Genomic DNA, 15,170 nt, shown 5'->3' with positions numbered 1-15,170 from the left:
AATTTTCGGAGGGTTTGCCAGTTACTTTTGCAAATCGCTACTTGAGCTTGAGGGAGGCGCAATAGAGGCCGATAAAACAAGTTATAAAGCTCAACTTAGACGTCAGGTGCGCGAGGCGCACCCTACCGTAAATCTAAAAATATACTTATAAATATCCCTAAAATTTCTCTACTTCCTCGGGCGTTAAAAAGCGACTATCGCCACGCTCTAACCCGTCTAAAGTAATATGGCCAATGCTAGCGCGATGCAGCTCGACGACTTTATTACCGAAGTAGCCCATCATACGTTTGACCTGATGATATTTGCCTTGCTCCAAGGTTAGACGCGCATGGGTCTCATCGATAAACTCAAGGGTAGCCGGTTTGGTCGGCTCATAGTCGCCCTCTAACAAGATACCTTCGCCCACCTTTTTGATTGCGCGGGCTTGCTCCTCCTCATTCATAGGATCAGCAAGCGTTAGCTCATAGACTTTGGCGTGCTCGTGCTTGGGACTTGTGACGCGGTGTAGCCAGCCGCCATCATCACTAAGCAGCAGTGCGCCTGTGGTATCGACATCCAAGCGACCTGCGATACGTAAACTGCCTAGCTCTGGTACGGCAATCAATTCGGTGACGATAGGATACTCTTTGGCCTTTAACGTACACTCAAAACCTTCAGGCTTATGCAGCAAGATATAACGATTACCCGTCGCCACCGAGAGCGGCTCGCCTGCCCACAGCACTTCATCATTGATAATATCGACATGTAGGCCAGGGTCTTTGACCACCTCATCATTGACGGTGACCTCAGAGGCGTGGAGGATTTTTTTGGACTCTTTGCGTGACAGCTCAGTGGCTTTACTGATAAATTTATCGAGACGCATACTTTTTACTACCTTTAGTCATATAGGGTTTTGTTATAGTGGTGTCAGTTTAACATATCCCATCTAACCCTAAGTGTACCATCGATGCAATATGAGCTATCAAACCTTAAAAAACCCCGTGACCGCACGGCTTGAGATTAAAAAATCCGAGTTTATTGCTTATGCCTATCCTGTAAATTCACGTGAGCAAGCGATGTTTCATGTGGAACAACTACGAGAAAAGTACCTTGATGCTCGGCATTGGTGCTGGGCCTATATCATTGGCGACCCTGATAATACTACCAGCGCAGGTTTCGATGATGATGGCGAACCGAGTGGTACCGCAGGGCGACCAATACTAGGCGTGCTGCAGCATAAATCTATCGGCAATATTATCATTATCGTGGTACGCTACTTTGGTGGTATTAAGCTTGGCGCAGGCGGTCTCACTCGTGCCTATGCAAGCTCTGCACAAGCAGCAGTCGATCAGATGATATTGCAACCTTACGTGCCGATGACGCAAGTGCAAATACTAGCGGACTTTGCGACTGAAGCTCAGTGTCGTTATGTGGTTGAGAGCTTAGAGGGCACTATCGAAGATGTCGCCTATAGCAAACAAGTCACCTTAACTGTCACTATTGCTGAGGTTGATATTGAGACCTTAAAAACTGAACTAGCGATGGCAGGTAAAGTGATAGAGCCCACAGATTAGTATGTTCTAAAGAAGTAAACTGAGCTTAATTAAATAATACAGTAATCATCTGTTCACTGAGCCGTTCACCGAAATCTATTGGAAGCTTGCTGCGAGCTTAGTATGATAATAAATTCGTTAAATTAACAATGTATAGACTCAGTCTTATAGAGCTGTTTTGTTTCACGTGGAACCAGCTATTTAAATCACACTCATATTTTCTATTTATACTTTTATTTTACAACTTTAGAAACCCTACTATGACGACCTTTACCTATAACGCATTTAAACCGCCTTTTTGGCTGACTAATCCGCACTTGCAAAGCATCCTGCCAAAGTTTTTTGCGCCAAAAGCACCCGAGTACAGACGAGTGGTGCGTAAAGATTCCTTGGACGAGAGTGATATTGCCTATGATTTCTATGATGCGCATCCTATAGAACATTCAGAAAACTTAGAAAATGGTGAACTTGAACAAACGCCATTAATCGTTTTGTTCCACGGTATGGAAGGCAGTAGCGATAGCCATTATGCCCGCGCTTTGGCTTATCAGATGCACGCGCAAGGGTGGCACTTTGTCGTCGCCCATTTCCGCAGCTGTGGTGGTATTCCAGCTAGTGGACGGGTGTTTTATAACGCGGGTGATACGGGCGAAGTGCACCACATGCTGCAAAACCTAAGCGAAAAATACGCCAATATGTATGCGGTCGGCGTCTCACTGGGTGGTAATGCCTTAGCCAAATACATGGGCGAATACGGCGAGAAAGCGCTCTGCAAAGGCGCGGCTGTTATCTCCGCCCCTGTCGATATGTCATCAGCGGCGCTGAGTATGCACAGCTTTTTGAGTCATCGCATTTATACGCCTTATTTGCTTAATCCAATTATTAAAAAAGCCCTTGCCAACGACATCAGCAAAGAGGAGATCGACTCTATCAAAGCGGTCAATCGTATCAGCGACTTTGACGATATCTTTACCGCGCCGCGTCATGGCTACCGCTCTAACAACGACTACTATCATAGCGCCTCAGCCCTGCCCTACTTGCGCGATGTCAAAAAACCCTTATTGTTGATTAGCGCCAAAGACGATCCGTTTTTGGGCTTTACCGCCACCGCGAACGATGTCTCCGACTGCGTCACTATTATCGATACCAAGCACGGCGGGCACGTCGGCTACATTCGCTATCGCTCGGATAGCAAGCAAGCTCAGGGCCGTGATAAAAAATCCAGATTCGATATCAATTGGCTACCCGAAACCGTCAGCGCCTACTTTCAATCCATCGGTGTGGACGCTACCGTCAAGTCAAAATAACTGCGCAACTGACCTATCCTTAAACTTTTGAGACTCTATTATGTATCCTTACTTGCGTTACACTAAGTCGATCGTTGATGCGTTTATCACTAATAAAAAAGCTCAACCGTTAGCGTTTGATCAGGTCAGCGAAGTCACTGTGCGCTGTAGTATTACCGATATCGATCCAATGTTTGAGATGAATAATGGCCGTGTATTGACCGTCTATGATATTGGCCGTACAGATTTTATCATTCGCACGGGGCTTGCCAAGCAGCTGCTAAAGAACCGTTGGGGTATGGTAGTGGCAGGCAGCACCATTCAATACCGTAAGCGTATCCGCCTGTTTGATAAAGTGACCATCAAGACGAAGCTCGTCGGTATAGATGAGCGCTGGCTCTATCTTGAGCATTCGATGTGGGTTAAAGGCAAACCTTGTTCCTCGGTGCTATTACGCACGGGCGTCACCAAAGGCGGCAAAGTCATTGAAACCGCCAAAGTGTTAAAGGCGTTAGGTGAGCCTAATTTAGTCATGTCACCTGAGCCGTGGGTGCAAGAGTGGATAGCGTCCAATAAGGATCATCGCTGGCCGCCGATGGCTAAGGACTAAAATACTCTACGATAAGTCTCTGACTACCTTATCCTCCTTTACCTTAAGCTTTGAGAGCAGACCATGTACCCCTTTATTCGTCATACCGTCTCACTTATACAAGCTGTTTCGCAAGTCAAAAAGGGTCAGAGGCTAGCCTTAAATGAGGTCAGTGAAATTGAGTTTCGCTGTCAGTTGACGGAATATCTTCTAAATCATATAGTCTAGACAAAAACGCGGTTTCATCTAATCTTCCAGCTCAATCAATACCTTCTACCTGCATAGCATCGAATATATGACGTCGAGTGATTTGAGTTATTTTGTTCATGAGATTCTAAATTCTTTCAAGTTTATAGGTTTAATTATATCGGTTTGGAACACTCAACTACAAAACCGTAGTCAAACATATTGACTACAAACTTGTAGTCAAATTCTGTAAAAGTAGTAGAGGTTGACATGGGAAGCAGTTTAGCCTGAGCACCGTTAAAAAATTGCACTGCAATTTTAGGTGAACTTGGAGAGCGGTTTAGCCCCGATTGCAGCGGATATACTTGGCTGCACACTGTGTTGCGGGGACTTGGCTTTCCAGAAAATCATAGATTTTCTCTTGCGTCAGGGTAAGTGTCTCCCAGACACTTACTGTTTCCTTCCTCATATCGAGGCAACAGGAGCACGACTGCCTATTAGTCACCGCCACAGTGGCAGCTAAGATAGTAGCGTAAAGCGGGAATAGCTACTATTTAATCCCCTCCCGAAACCCTTTATAATCCTCAGCCGTTTGCTCTACTGCCTCTATCATCGGTACGTGACCGATATCTTCCATCATAATGACTTGCGCTTGCGGGATGATGTCTTTGATCACATTGACCGTTTCAGGTTTGATGACTTGATCCTTCTCACCCCAAACCACGAGCGTTGGAATATTATAGTCCGCGATGATTTGAGCGCGCTCCTCGACACTATCGGTGACGATTTGCTCAAGGATTTTGGCGTCCAACTCCTTATTATTGATACGCTCTTGTGCGAATACCGCTTTGACTGACTTGGGCAAATAAGGCGGCTTATACATGACAAAATCGTACATCTTATAGAAGTCTTCTTTGCTATTGATCAGCAATGGGTTGTTCTCAAGGGTTGCGCCCTCAAGCGATTTTGGCACGCCTGCTGACCAAAACCCTGCGCTATCGACAAGCCACAGACTCTTGACGTCTTTTGGGTACTTTGCGGCATAAGCGACACTGATCGCGCCGCCCATCGAGTTACCGCCGATGTGAATATTGCTTGCTAATCCTTTAGCTTGCAACAGCTCATGTAAGCGCGTGGCCTGTGCCTGTGAGCGATAGTCTGCGCTCATAGGTTTGCTCGACTCGCCAAAACCCAGCAGATCAGGAATGATCAGATGATAGTCCTCTAACTCGTCAGCGATACGGGTGAAGTTGTCCTTATTACCGCCAAAACCGTGAATAAGGAGTAAGGGCTCGCCTGTTAGGTTGGCGTTTTCGGCATAAACTAACTTGTCGCCAGAAGTTAGCGTAAATGATTTGACATCCAGATCAGACTTATTGCGCTCATATTGAATGATTTTTTGGGTAGTGTTAACGGCAAGCGTATTGGGCGCTGTGGTACAGCCTACGATAGAGAGACTAAATAGTGCGGCAAGGCCTAAGCGTTTAAATAGCATGGAGGCATCCTTGTTTAGAATTAAGGTGGAAACAAAATCTGACTTTGATTTTAGCGCTAAACTTGTGCCTAGATTTTTTAATTTATAACTTTCTAGTCAAAACCTTATCTTCTATGTTCATATACAAGACTATCGTTAGCTCTTGTTTACCTTTCTAGCCCAGATAGCTTAGGCATTGTTATTTATAATAGGAGCGTTTTATAGCAGTAGTGGTTATAACTACAACCCTAAGCTCACTATCTATTCTTAATTAAACCCAACTGATACTCATCAAAGCCCAATCAAAGTGGCATAAAAGGATGCACCTTGAGCGACACGAGTACGCCCTCCAGTAAATCGCGTGACCTTACCAAAGGATCTATCGCCAAAACCATGCTGCTATTTGCCTTGCCAACGACACCATGGAGACGGTTACCGCTGCGCCGTATCATCAAAGTGCATAAAAAGGTTCATGGTAGCCATTAACCAACTTACGATAAAGGCTAAACGGTCGCAGCAGGCTTTATGCTATCTTTGCAGTATTTAGCCGACTGCCTTATCCACTAAAAACCTTACCGCAGCTCGCGCATGGATAGCGGTGGTATCAAACACAGGGATGGGGCTGTCGGCTTGCTTAATCAGCATGCCAATCTCAGTACAGCCCAAAATCACCCCCTCGCAGCCTGCATCAGCTAACTGCTCAATGACCCTTTGATAATATTCTCTTGAGCTATCCAATAACTGCCCTTGGCACAGCTCCTCATAGATAATTCGGTGCACCTCTACCCTTGCGTCTTCTTCAGGTATCACCACTTGCAAACCGCTATCTGTCAGGCGCTGCTTATAAAAACCCTGCGTCATGGTAAACTGCGTACCGAGCAAACCTATCTCGGTCAAACGGTGCGCTTGAATCGCACTAGCGGTTGTATCGGCAATATGAATAATCGGTAAGCCTGTGGCCTCCTGTACCTCATCAGCTACCTTGTGCATGGTATTAGTCGCAATAAGCAAGCCTTGCGCGCCAGCCGCTTGCAGACGTTTGCCGCTACTCGCTAATATCGCGCCCATCTGTGCCCACTCGCCTTTTGCTTGCAGCTCACCAATCGGCGCAAAGTCTAAGCTATGAATAAGCAGGTCCGCTGAATGCAGGCCACCTAACTCAGCCTTGACCCCTTCATTGATCAGTCGATAATAGCTCTCGGTACTCTCCCAACTCATGCCACCGATGATGCCTAATGTACGTTGTGGTCTAGCCTTATCGTTACTTTTCATAGTCTATTCTTATTGATTGGTCTGGTTTATTTATGCTATCGATATCGTTAACATTTAAAGAACTTGGTGTTTGATAATAACCAATTTACCTAGTTACATATAGGTTATATGATAGCTCTCTATAAAACCTTTAGGACAAAAATGCGTTATGGCACTACCGAAACTAAGAATACGTATGAGCCGCAAACTATATCGCCTAGTATTTACTGGACTAATGGCCATGATGATGTCGCTTATTATCTCAACTGCCCTATTACTGGTAAAGGTCGGCTTGGTCGATGGCTTTTTTGGCGAGCTGCTACACTCTTGGGGGTTGGCCTTTGTTTTTGCATGGCCAAGTGCGTATCTCTGCGCATATTTTATCCAAGAGCATGTACTGAGCCGTATTGAGTTTTACTGAACAATAAATGAGGATACTTGTGCGCTTATATGACGACAACAAAAAACTAAAATTGTGTTTTTTATACCATAGAACTTGACGCCTAAAACACCATAAGTAACTAAATTAATATTGCGTCAAACAGGTGGCGCTTGTTACTGTGGCTCACAACTTAACGATGAATAGTACTTTTATAAATAGTACTTTTATAAATAATACCTCCATAAATCAAGGAATATATTATGCGCAGCGCAACTTATAACGAATTTGGCAAACCAACCGAAGTATTGAGCCTAGGCGATCGCCCTATCCCAGAACCTAAGCCTACCGAGGTGCGCGTAAAAACCGTGCTCGCCTCTATCCACAACCATGATCTGTTAACCATTCGCGGTCAGTATGGCTTTAAGCCAGAGATGCCTGCTATCGCAGGTTCCGAGGCGGTCGGCGTAGTCGATGCTGTGGGTAGCGAGGTTAAAAATCTCAAAGTCGGGCAACGCGTGGCGGCGGCCAGCGTGCAAGCGACATGGGCGGAGTATTTTGTCGCTGATGAGGATATGGTGTTTGCCATCCCTGAGAGCTTGGATGATGAGATGGCCGCGCAGCTGATCGCTATGCCGCTTAGTGCCTTGATGCTGCTGGAGTTCTTAGAAGCCAAGAGCGGACAATGGATTATCCATAACGCGGCGAACGGCGCAGTCGGTAAATCGCTTGCGATGCTAGCAGCGGCGCGCGGCGTCAACACTATCAATGTGGTCCGTAGCAGCGATGCCATAAAAGAGCTAGAAGCAATCGGCGCAGAAAATAACATCAGCACTGATAATGAGGACTGGAAAGAGCAAGTCAAAGCCATCCTTGGCGAGGATAAAATCAGCGCAGCGGTCGATTCAGTCGGCGGCGACGCCAGTGGCGACTTATTATCACTGCTCGGTCATGGTGGCACTTTGGCGTCCTTTGGCATCATGTCAGGCCAGCCCATGACGCTCAATCCGACGCATCTTATCTTTAAACAAGCCATCGTAAAAGGATTTTGGGGCAGTAAAATCAGCCAAGAGATGAGCGTGGATAATAAACAGCGCTTAATCGATGAGCTAATCGAACGCGCGACCAGTGGCAAGCTCCATCTGCCTGTGGAGGCTGTGTTTGATTTGGCAGATATCACAAAGGCCGTCGATGGCAAACTACAATCAGGTAAAAATGGTAAGGTGCTGTTAAAGCCATAAGAATTTGCTACGCGTAAATTACCTGATCTAAAGTCCTTTAACAGTTCACTCAAAACAGTGCTTCTTATGATAGAAGCGCTGTTTTTTTATGCAGAATGTTAATTCTGGTGCAAAAGTAGCACTCGTTAAGAAAGCCTTATGCTTAATCTCGACTCCCTTACAATTCTAAGTCAGCCACAACGTTAAGTAACCAAAATCAAGTTGAGAACGCTTAGTCTGAGTTGTTATCGTTTATAAAAAGCAAATTGTTAAACTTAATTTCTTTGAGTACTCAATAATCTCTTTAAGTGCTAAAACTGATAAATAATAAAAAGGATACTTCTATGCGCACTGCAACTTATAACGAATTTGGCAAACCATCTGACGTGCTTGGCGTGAGTGACAGCCCGACTCCAGAGCCCAAAGACAACGAAGTCCGTATCAAAACCATCTTATCTTCCATTCATAATCACGACCTTGTTACCATCAAAGGCGAGTACGGTAATAAACCTAAACTGCCTGCGACAGGCGGTAGTGAGGCGGTAGGGACTATTGATGCTTTAGGCAGTGAGGTTACAGGCTTTGAAAAAGGTCAGCGCGTCGTAGTCTCAGGCGTACAAGGCACGTGGGCGGAGTATTTTATCGCCCCAGTTTCAAGCCTAATCCCGATACCAGACGCTATCGATGATGAGATGGCCGCTCAATTAATCGCTATGCCGATGAGCGCGCTGTTGCTCATTGAGTTTTTAAACATCAAGCCGGGGCAATGGATCATCCAAAACGCTGCCAATGGCGCGGTCGGTGAATCGATGGCGATGCTCGCTCCTACTCGTAAAATCAATACCATTAATCTAGTACGCAGCAAAAAATCTGAGCAAGAGCTGATCGATTTAGGTATCACTGACAACAACGTCGTGACTGATAATGACGACTGGAAAGAGCAAGTCAAAAAAATCGTTGGCGATGCTCAAATTAGCGGCGCAGTCGATGCCGTTGGTGGTCAGCCAGGCGGCGAGCTAGTATCAATGCTGGGTAAACATGGCGTCATGGCGTCACTCGGCGCAATGTCAGGTAAACCGCTGATGCTGAATCCTAGCAATCTGATTTTTAATTTGGCGCAAGTTAAAGGCTTTTGGGCGAGCGATATGATGCAAACCTTCAGTAAAGAAGATATGCAGCGCTTAACTGGTGAGCTAATCGAAAATGCCGCTAATGGCACTCTAAAACTACCGACTGGCGGTGTTTACGATTTAAACGATATCCAAAAAGCGGTCTCTGATGAGGTGCAATTAGACAAAAAAGGTAAGATACTCATTAAGCCTTAATGTATCGCCGTAAAGTTTATTTACCAAAAGAGGAATAATATTATGTCCAATCAAACAAACTCTGATAATAAAACCTTTAAAGCCTTAGTGGTCGAAGAAACCAGCGAAGGCACGTTCGCAAAAAACATTCAAGAACGCCACGTCAGCGACCTGCCTGACAATGATCTATTGATCGAAGTACATTACTCCTCGCTCAACTATAAAGATGCCATGTCGGCCTCAGGCAACAAGAGCATCACCAAAAACTATCCGCACACCCCTGGTATTGACGCGGCAGGCGTGGTGGTCAGCGACAAGTCAGGCACTTTTAGCGAAGGTCAAGAAGTCGTGGTATTCGGCTATGATTTAGGTATGAACACCGCAGGTGGTCTTGGGCAAATGATTGCCATCCCTGCCGACTGGGCATTGCCTTGCCCTGAAGCGCTTAGCCTAAAAGAAGCGATGATCTATGGTACAGGCGGCCTAACGGCGGCGCTAAGCATCCAAAAGCTGGAAAAAATGGGCGCAAAACCAAGCGATGGCCCCGTTGCCGTATCAGGCGCGACAGGCGGTGTGGGCACTATCAGTATCGCTATCCTCTCGCAGCTGGGCTACGAGTCTATCGCCTTCTCTGGTAAGCCTGAGCAAAGCGAACACTTGAAAGAGTTGGGCGCCACCGAAGTGCGCCATCGTGACACCATCAATGAAGTCGGCAATCGCCCTGTTGGCCGTCCGCTATGGGCCAATGCCATCGATACCGTCGGCGGTGACTATCTTGCCAACCTACTCAAGCAAACCAAACCAGGTGGCGCAGTGACGACCTGTGGCCTTGCAGCATCAGCATCATTTTCGATGACCGTGTTGCCGTTTATCACGCGTGCGGTATCGCTACTGGGTATCGACTCGGTATTTATTCCACTTGAGGACAAAAAAGCGATTTGGCAGCGCGTGGCAACGGACATGAAACTACCCAATCTGGAGCAATACGCGGAAGAAAACACCCTTGAGCAAACCCCAGAATACCTAGACCGCTTTATTGATGGTAAAGCAGTGGGACGTTATGTGGTGAATGTTCGGGGTTAGGGTTTGGTTTAGAAGATGGTTTTTAGATAATGGCAGTGCTCTTTTGGGGTGCTGCTTTTTTTGGAATTCTCAACTGTTTTCCAAAAATTACACAACTAATTACACAACTAATTACACATAGTGTGTATTATATAATAACTTTAAATAGACTTATCAGCTTACTGAGAGTTCAACATGTGTGACTATAAAAAGTTATCAAATCAACCTTTGGTCTTTGTATTAGCAGAATTTAGATTTTCTCCTATACTAGGTATAAAGGAATACATACCTAAGATTCAAGATGCTTTGAGAAATAAGCTACCAATTCTAAGAAACACTGAGACCCAAGAAATTACGGTGTCGCCTAACGGTATAAGCTTAGAGGCTCAAGCCAACTGGGAGTTTATCTCTAAAAATAGTCATACCGCAGCTTCGGTTAACCAGAATCGTTTATTGTTTATGACTAGTGAATATGAACGCTTTAATGGATTTGAAGAGAACTGTGATTTCTTATTACAAACTATTATAGATGTTATTAACCCAAGCCTATGTTTAGGTCTTGGCTTACGTTATAGTGATACCATTTTTAACATTGAAGGCAAAGGCTCAATAGAAGATTTTGTTCAGCCTAGACTATACAACAACGATGATTTAAAACTGTCAGGGAGCTTACTAAGACAGACTAATGAAACTTTATGGAGAACCACAGAAGGGGCTATTTTTATTCGTTCGATATACGGTGAGGATAAAGTTTTAGTTTGGCCTGATGCAGAGAATTTACCCATTGCAATAGAAAAATCTTCTGATAAGCCTGTCAAAAGACTACTATTGGATATCGACCATGTATGGAATGCTCAGGAAGAAGAGTCCGGTCCACTAGATTTTAATAAAGGATTAATACTTAGTAAGCTATCAAACATGCATAAAATCAGTCGAAAAGCATTTTGGAATGTAACAACAGAACAAGCCAAGGAGGCATGGAAATGAGACAAAACAGTTATGGAGCAAATAGCTGGATAAATAAGAACATTACTACCGCTTTTATAGGCGCTTCTATTCTTGCCACTACTCCAGCCTATGCTTTTAAGAAATCAACCAGTTACGATAACAGTCGTTATATAATTGACAAAATGAGCCAAGCAAGCGGATCAAGTATTAATGTTAAGTACAATACTCGCCAGTCTCAGCTTTCGACAATAAAAGAGTATTTTGATTTGAGTGATGAAGAGCTTGCTAACCTTGTTGGTGTCTCAAGAAAAACACTGTACAACTGGGAGAAGCAAGGGATTAGTAAAGAAAAAGATAGACAAAGAGTGTTTGAGTTAAGCGTTATCGCAGAAGACTGGAGTTATAATAAGCTTCCTACTGATAAAGAAAAGCTGTTTACCCCTATCCTAGGTTCTACTAGCGTGATGCAAATGTTGACAGACGAAAAGCTTGATAGAGAAAAAATAATTTTTGCAGGTCGACGTCTTGCTCATCAATCACTGACGCCTGAATTAGGTTTGATTTAGAGGTTTAAATGCAGCGTATACTCGAAGCATTAGGATGGCGACAAGGCAGCTTTGTCAAACCTGAATCAGTTGCAAAGCTAATAGGTGACATAGATAGTACGTTCACTATATCTGCTAACAACTTGTTGGTTGTTGCCTCGCAATCATGCGACGTTGCCTCCTCGCAAGAAGAATACATCGAGCTCTCTATTGTCCGGCCTTTATCAGCTGAAGCGTTTAATAAACAGTATAGCCATAATCGTCATCCTAGAATATTGCATATAGAAGCCAACTCAAACAGCTCTGATGAGAAGGTTATTTTAGAGCTAAAAGCTCACGAAAAAATTCAAATAAAAAAGTCACTTCTTGAAGAATTTAAACCTGATTCTTCAATTAACTTTTTAGAAGGGAACCTAAATCAGTATATTGATTGGCTAGCTGGTCGTTATAAAAGACCAGCATTACCTACTAAATTCGATCAGCTAATCGCGTCTTCTGATAAGAAAGGTAAAAGAAAAAAGATTGCTAAGCGAGCTAATGAATATTTAACTGGTATATATGTTGAGATTTATCCAAATCGAGAGATCAATGATGATGAAACTTATTCAGTGAACTTGTTAGGTATAGCTTCTAATGATCAGTCTATTACTTCTGCTACTGATGCACTTAATGACTATGCTGATATATTGGAAGATGCTGGAATGGACGTCTCTGTTCCTAAAGTAGTTACTGAATTTCAAGTTTCTGTAGGAACCCTACGTCAATATCAACGTATCAATTTTGAATATCTTTCGTACGAAGAAAATAACCCTTTACCACCTGACACAGAAATTTAAAACAAAAAACACTCAACTTAGTTGGGTGTTTTTTTACGTCAGCTAAGTACTGAGTAGAGATTATTCCCACTCAATCGTCGCAGGCGGCTTGCTCGATACATCATACGTCACGCGTGAGACATCAGCGATTTCATTCATGATGCGATTCGATACTGTCTCAATCAAATCATACGGCAGATGGGCAAAGCGCGCGGTCATAAAGTCCACGGTCTCAACCGCACGTAGCGCAATCACCCACGCATAGCGGCGGCCATCACCGACCACGCCAACAGACTTGATCGGTTGGAATACCGCAAAGGCCTGCGCGGTTTTGTCATACCAGCCCGAACGCTCAAGCTCCTGCATAAAGATCGCATCGGCAAGGCGCAGGATATCAGCATATTCTTTTTTCACTTCGCCAAGGATTCGCACGCCTAGACCTGGGCCTGGGAACGGATGACGGTAAATCATCTTCTCTGGTAGGCCAAGCGTGATACCCAGTTTACGCACTTCATCTTTAAATAGATCGCGTAATGGCTCAACGAGTTCAAACGCCAAGTCATCAGGTAGACCACCAACGTTATGGTGGCTCTTAATCACGTGCGCCTTACCTTGGTGCGATTTGGCGGACTCAATCACGTCAGGGTAAATCGTCCCTTGTGCTAGGAACTCAATGGTTTTGCCATCGCTTTGTGCGCTGATTTCGCGGGCACTATTGGCAAACACATCAATAAAGGTTTTACCGATGATTTTACGTTTGGCTTCAGGGTCAGACTCGCCTGCTAGAGCGTCTAGGAACAAGTCTTCAGCATCGACACGGATGACTTTGACGCCCATGTTTTCGGCAAACACTTGCATCACTTGATCACCTTCGTGCAGGCGCAAGAGGCCATTATCGACAAACACACAAGTGAGCTGATCGCCAATGGCTTTATGCAGTAGCGCGGCAACCACTGAGCTATCGACTCCGCCTGAGAGACCGAGCAGTACTTGCTTGTCACCGATTTGCTCTTTGAGCTGCGCCACGCGCATATCGATGATATTGTCCGGCGTCCACTCACCAGCACAGTCGCAGATTTGATGCACAAAGCGGCCTAGCAGCGCCTGACCTTGTAGGGTATGAGTGACTTCGGGATGGAACTGGAGACCATAGTATTGCTTGTCGTCATTGGCCATAATGGCAATCGGGCAGCTTGGTGTGCTGGCGATGATATCAAAGCCTTGTGGCGCTTCGATGACCTTGTCGCCATGGCTCATCCAGACGTTTAGCGTGGTCGATTTGTCTTCACTGACGCTATCTTCGATGCCATCAGTAAGCTTTGAATGACCATTGACGTTAATGGTCGCCGCGCCAAATTCATGGATATCACTGGCATGTACCTTACCGCCAAAACGATCTGCCATCGCCTGCATACCGTAGCAAATGCCAAGTACTGGTACACCAAGCTCAAACACAGCGTCATTGATACGTGGGCTATTGTCCGCATGCACACTCTCAGGGCCGCCCGATAGGATGACACCTTTGGCACCAAAATCTTTGATACGGTCGCTGTCGATATCATAAGGGAACATCTCACAAAACACGCCAGAATCGCGCACACGGCGAGCGATGAGCTGGCTATATTGCGAGCCAAAATCAAGAATAAGAATACGATCTTCTTTGATAGTAGGGATAGCAGCGGCAGTGGTCATAAATCGATATCCATCAATAAGTAAAATTATTAGCCTATTTTAACAAGTTTAAGCCAATCATGGGCGACTAGATAACGTGGATTAGGTAAATAAACAAAAGCGTTTCATCTGCAAATAAATCATAAGCGTACCTACCCAATTAACTACATAAAGTCAAAAAATATTCGCTACTATAGTTAATTCACTTTAAAACCGATACCGTGCTACTGGAATACTTGTTTTGAATAACAGTTGCGTAGCATCAAAAAGTGCGAAGCGCACCGCAAGCAAGGAAAATTTGTACCAGTAGCACGGTATTATTAACGTATCGATTTTATTTCATATTGACTATATAAGCTTAAGTCTGAAAAAATAACGGAGATAAACCATGACTAGCCTACCCAAGCCCAAATTCGACGATCCAAAAGACTATATCCTAACTAAGTCCGATATCGCCGCGATTCCTGAAACCAAGCACGTGCATCAGTTTAACGACAACGCCATTCGTCATACGGTATCTCTAAGCGATATTGTTGGACTAAACGCCTTTGGCTTACATTTAGTACGCGTTGAGCCGGGCGATGAAACCACCCAGCACCACTATCATGAAGAGTCAGATGAGTTTATCTACGTATTATCAGGCGAGCTATCACTGCGCTATGGCGATAAGACTTATCCTTTAAGTGCTGGCGATTTTGTTGGTTTTCCAGCGTACGGTGCAGCGCATTCGATGCGTAATGATAGCGATAGCGACGTCACCTACCTTATGGGCGGAAGCAGACCGCCGATTGATATCACCAACTATCCAGACATCAAACGTAGAATGTACAAGATCCATGGAGAAAAGGAATTTGTCGATTTAGAAGATTTGGGTAAAGTTTAAAGGGTTATCCAAACACAAAAAGGGC

16 protein-coding genes are annotated in these 15,170 nt (G+C 44.7%); 12 read left to right on the top strand and 4 right to left on the bottom strand.

What is annotated here, in order from left to right; all coding sequences use genetic code 11:
• Positions 1-157: 157 nt before the first annotated feature.
• Positions 158-862, bottom strand: a complete 705-nt coding sequence (locus W234_RS0105100) for a pseudouridine synthase (protein WP_025645373.1) — start codon at positions 860-862, stop codon at positions 158-160.
• A 91-nt stretch (positions 863-953) separates the two neighbouring features.
• Between W234_RS0105100 and W234_RS0105095 the strand changes: the two genes are divergently transcribed.
• From W234_RS0105095 to W234_RS0105085, 3 genes are all read left to right on the top strand, one after another.
• Entirely contained in the window at positions 954-1,553 is a 600-nt protein-coding gene (locus W234_RS0105095) for a YigZ family protein (protein WP_025645371.1), read from the top strand.
• A gap of 239 nt (positions 1,554-1,792) precedes the next feature.
• Positions 1,793-2,839 (top strand): YheT family hydrolase, encoded by a 1,047-nt coding sequence (locus W234_RS0105090; protein ID WP_025645369.1) that lies wholly within the window; start codon positions 1,793-1,795, stop codon positions 2,837-2,839.
• Positions 2,840-2,879: 40 nt separating this feature from the next.
• Positions 2,880-3,428: an acyl-CoA thioesterase gene (locus W234_RS0105085; RefSeq protein WP_025645368.1), complete on the top strand. Its 549-nt coding sequence runs from the start codon at positions 2,880-2,882 to the stop codon at positions 3,426-3,428.
• A 715-nt stretch (positions 3,429-4,143) separates the two neighbouring features.
• Here the strand turns inward: W234_RS0105085 and W234_RS0105080 are convergent.
• Positions 4,144-5,088 carry an alpha/beta hydrolase gene (locus tag W234_RS0105080; protein ID WP_025645366.1) on the bottom strand — a complete coding sequence of 315 codons (945 nt, stop codon included), beginning with the start codon at positions 5,086-5,088 and terminating at the stop codon, positions 4,144-4,146.
• Positions 5,089-5,394: 306 nt separating this feature from the next.
• Between W234_RS0105080 and W234_RS14485 the strand changes: the two genes are divergently transcribed.
• On the top strand, positions 5,395-5,553 hold the full coding sequence (locus tag W234_RS14485; RefSeq protein WP_156923954.1) for a hypothetical protein: 159 nt from the start codon (positions 5,395-5,397) through the stop codon (positions 5,551-5,553).
• Between the two features lie 57 nt (positions 5,554-5,610).
• Here W234_RS14485 and W234_RS0105070 read toward each other — a convergent pair whose 3' ends face one another.
• The gene (locus W234_RS0105070) at positions 5,611-6,339 is read right to left on the bottom strand and encodes an aspartate/glutamate racemase family protein (RefSeq protein ID WP_025645364.1); all 729 of its coding nucleotides are present in this window, start codon (positions 6,337-6,339) and stop codon (positions 5,611-5,613) included.
• Between the two features lie 175 nt (positions 6,340-6,514).
• Between W234_RS0105070 and W234_RS0105065 the strand changes: the two genes are divergently transcribed.
• The 7 genes from W234_RS0105065 (at position 6,515) to W234_RS0105035 (ending at position 12,612) form a co-directional block, all read left to right on the top strand.
• Entirely contained in the window at positions 6,515-6,739 is a 225-nt protein-coding gene (locus W234_RS0105065; protein ID WP_025645363.1) for a DUF2798 domain-containing protein, read from the top strand.
• 221 nt (positions 6,740-6,960) lie between these two features.
• Positions 6,961-7,938: a zinc-binding dehydrogenase gene (locus W234_RS0105060; protein WP_025645361.1), complete on the top strand. Its 978-nt coding sequence runs from the start codon at positions 6,961-6,963 to the stop codon at positions 7,936-7,938.
• Between the two features lie 323 nt (positions 7,939-8,261).
• The gene (locus W234_RS0105055) at positions 8,262-9,242 is read left to right on the top strand and encodes a zinc-binding dehydrogenase (protein WP_025645358.1); all 981 of its coding nucleotides are present in this window, start codon (positions 8,262-8,264) and stop codon (positions 9,240-9,242) included.
• A gap of 42 nt (positions 9,243-9,284) precedes the next feature.
• Positions 9,285-10,304, top strand: a complete 1,020-nt coding sequence (locus W234_RS0105050; RefSeq protein ID WP_025645356.1) for an oxidoreductase — start codon at positions 9,285-9,287, stop codon at positions 10,302-10,304.
• Positions 10,305-10,478: 174 nt separating this feature from the next.
• Positions 10,479-11,270, top strand: a complete 792-nt coding sequence (locus tag W234_RS0105045; RefSeq protein ID WP_025645354.1) for a TIGR04255 family protein — start codon at positions 10,479-10,481, stop codon at positions 11,268-11,270.
• Positions 11,267-11,797 carry a hypothetical protein gene (locus W234_RS0105040; RefSeq protein ID WP_025645352.1) on the top strand — a complete coding sequence of 177 codons (531 nt, stop codon included), beginning with the start codon at positions 11,267-11,269 and terminating at the stop codon, positions 11,795-11,797. Before W234_RS0105045 ends, W234_RS0105040 begins: the two co-directional genes overlap by 4 nt.
• 8 nt (positions 11,798-11,805) lie before the next feature.
• A complete protein-coding gene (locus tag W234_RS0105035) occupies positions 11,806-12,612 on the top strand; it encodes a hypothetical protein (RefSeq protein ID WP_025645350.1) in 807 nt (268 codons plus the stop codon).
• 60 nt (positions 12,613-12,672) lie between these two features.
• Here the strand turns inward: W234_RS0105035 and guaA are convergent, their stop codons facing one another.
• A complete protein-coding gene (gene guaA / locus W234_RS0105030; protein WP_025645348.1) occupies positions 12,673-14,283 on the bottom strand; it encodes a glutamine-hydrolyzing GMP synthase in 1,611 nt (536 codons plus the stop codon).
• A 367-nt stretch (positions 14,284-14,650) separates the two neighbouring features.
• Here guaA and W234_RS0105025 point away from each other — a divergent pair, with 367 nt between their 5' ends.
• Complete coding sequence (locus W234_RS0105025) at positions 14,651-15,145, top strand: cupin domain-containing protein (RefSeq protein ID WP_025645346.1); 495 nt, start codon at positions 14,651-14,653, stop codon at positions 15,143-15,145.
• Positions 15,146-15,170 lie beyond the last annotated feature (25 nt).

The sequence above is a fragment of the Psychrobacter sp. TB15 genome (genome assembly GCF_000511655.1).
Classification (GTDB): domain Bacteria; phylum Pseudomonadota; class Gammaproteobacteria; order Pseudomonadales; family Moraxellaceae; genus Psychrobacter; species Psychrobacter submarinus.
This window is presented reverse-complemented; position numbering and strand designations above follow the sequence as displayed.

Excerpts from the sequence above, each read along its gene's own strand:
- W234_RS0105090 (WP_025645369.1), top strand. The coding sequence starts at position 1,793 with ATGACGACCTTTACCTATAACGCATTTAAACCGCCTTTTTGGCTGACT.
- W234_RS0105025 (WP_025645346.1), top strand. The coding sequence starts at position 14,651 with ATGACTAGCCTACCCAAGCCCAAATTCGACGATCCAAAAGACTATATC.
- W234_RS0105065 (WP_025645363.1), top strand. The coding sequence starts at position 6,515 with ATGAGCCGCAAACTATATCGCCTAGTATTTACTGGACTAATGGCCATG.
- W234_RS0105040 (WP_025645352.1), top strand. The coding sequence starts at position 11,267 with ATGAGACAAAACAGTTATGGAGCAAATAGCTGGATAAATAAGAACATT.
- W234_RS0105070 (WP_025645364.1), bottom strand. The coding sequence starts at position 6,339 with ATGAAAAGTAACGATAAGGCTAGACCACAACGTACATTAGGCATCATC.
- W234_RS0105100 (WP_025645373.1), bottom strand. The coding sequence starts at position 862 with ATGCGTCTCGATAAATTTATCAGTAAAGCCACTGAGCTGTCACGCAAA.
- W234_RS0105050 (WP_025645356.1), top strand. The coding sequence starts at position 9,285 with ATGTCCAATCAAACAAACTCTGATAATAAAACCTTTAAAGCCTTAGTG.
- W234_RS0105085 (WP_025645368.1), top strand. The coding sequence starts at position 2,880 with ATGTATCCTTACTTGCGTTACACTAAGTCGATCGTTGATGCGTTTATC.
- W234_RS0105055 (WP_025645358.1), top strand. The coding sequence starts at position 8,262 with ATGCGCACTGCAACTTATAACGAATTTGGCAAACCATCTGACGTGCTT.
- W234_RS0105045 (WP_025645354.1), top strand. The coding sequence starts at position 10,479 with ATGTGTGACTATAAAAAGTTATCAAATCAACCTTTGGTCTTTGTATTA.
- W234_RS0105080 (WP_025645366.1), bottom strand. The coding sequence starts at position 5,088 with ATGCTATTTAAACGCTTAGGCCTTGCCGCACTATTTAGTCTCTCTATC.
- W234_RS0105095 (WP_025645371.1), top strand. The coding sequence starts at position 954 with ATGAGCTATCAAACCTTAAAAAACCCCGTGACCGCACGGCTTGAGATT.
- W234_RS0105060 (WP_025645361.1), top strand. The coding sequence starts at position 6,961 with ATGCGCAGCGCAACTTATAACGAATTTGGCAAACCAACCGAAGTATTG.
- W234_RS0105035 (WP_025645350.1), top strand. The coding sequence starts at position 11,806 with ATGCAGCGTATACTCGAAGCATTAGGATGGCGACAAGGCAGCTTTGTC.
- guaA (WP_025645348.1), bottom strand. The coding sequence starts at position 14,283 with ATGACCACTGCCGCTGCTATCCCTACTATCAAAGAAGATCGTATTCTT.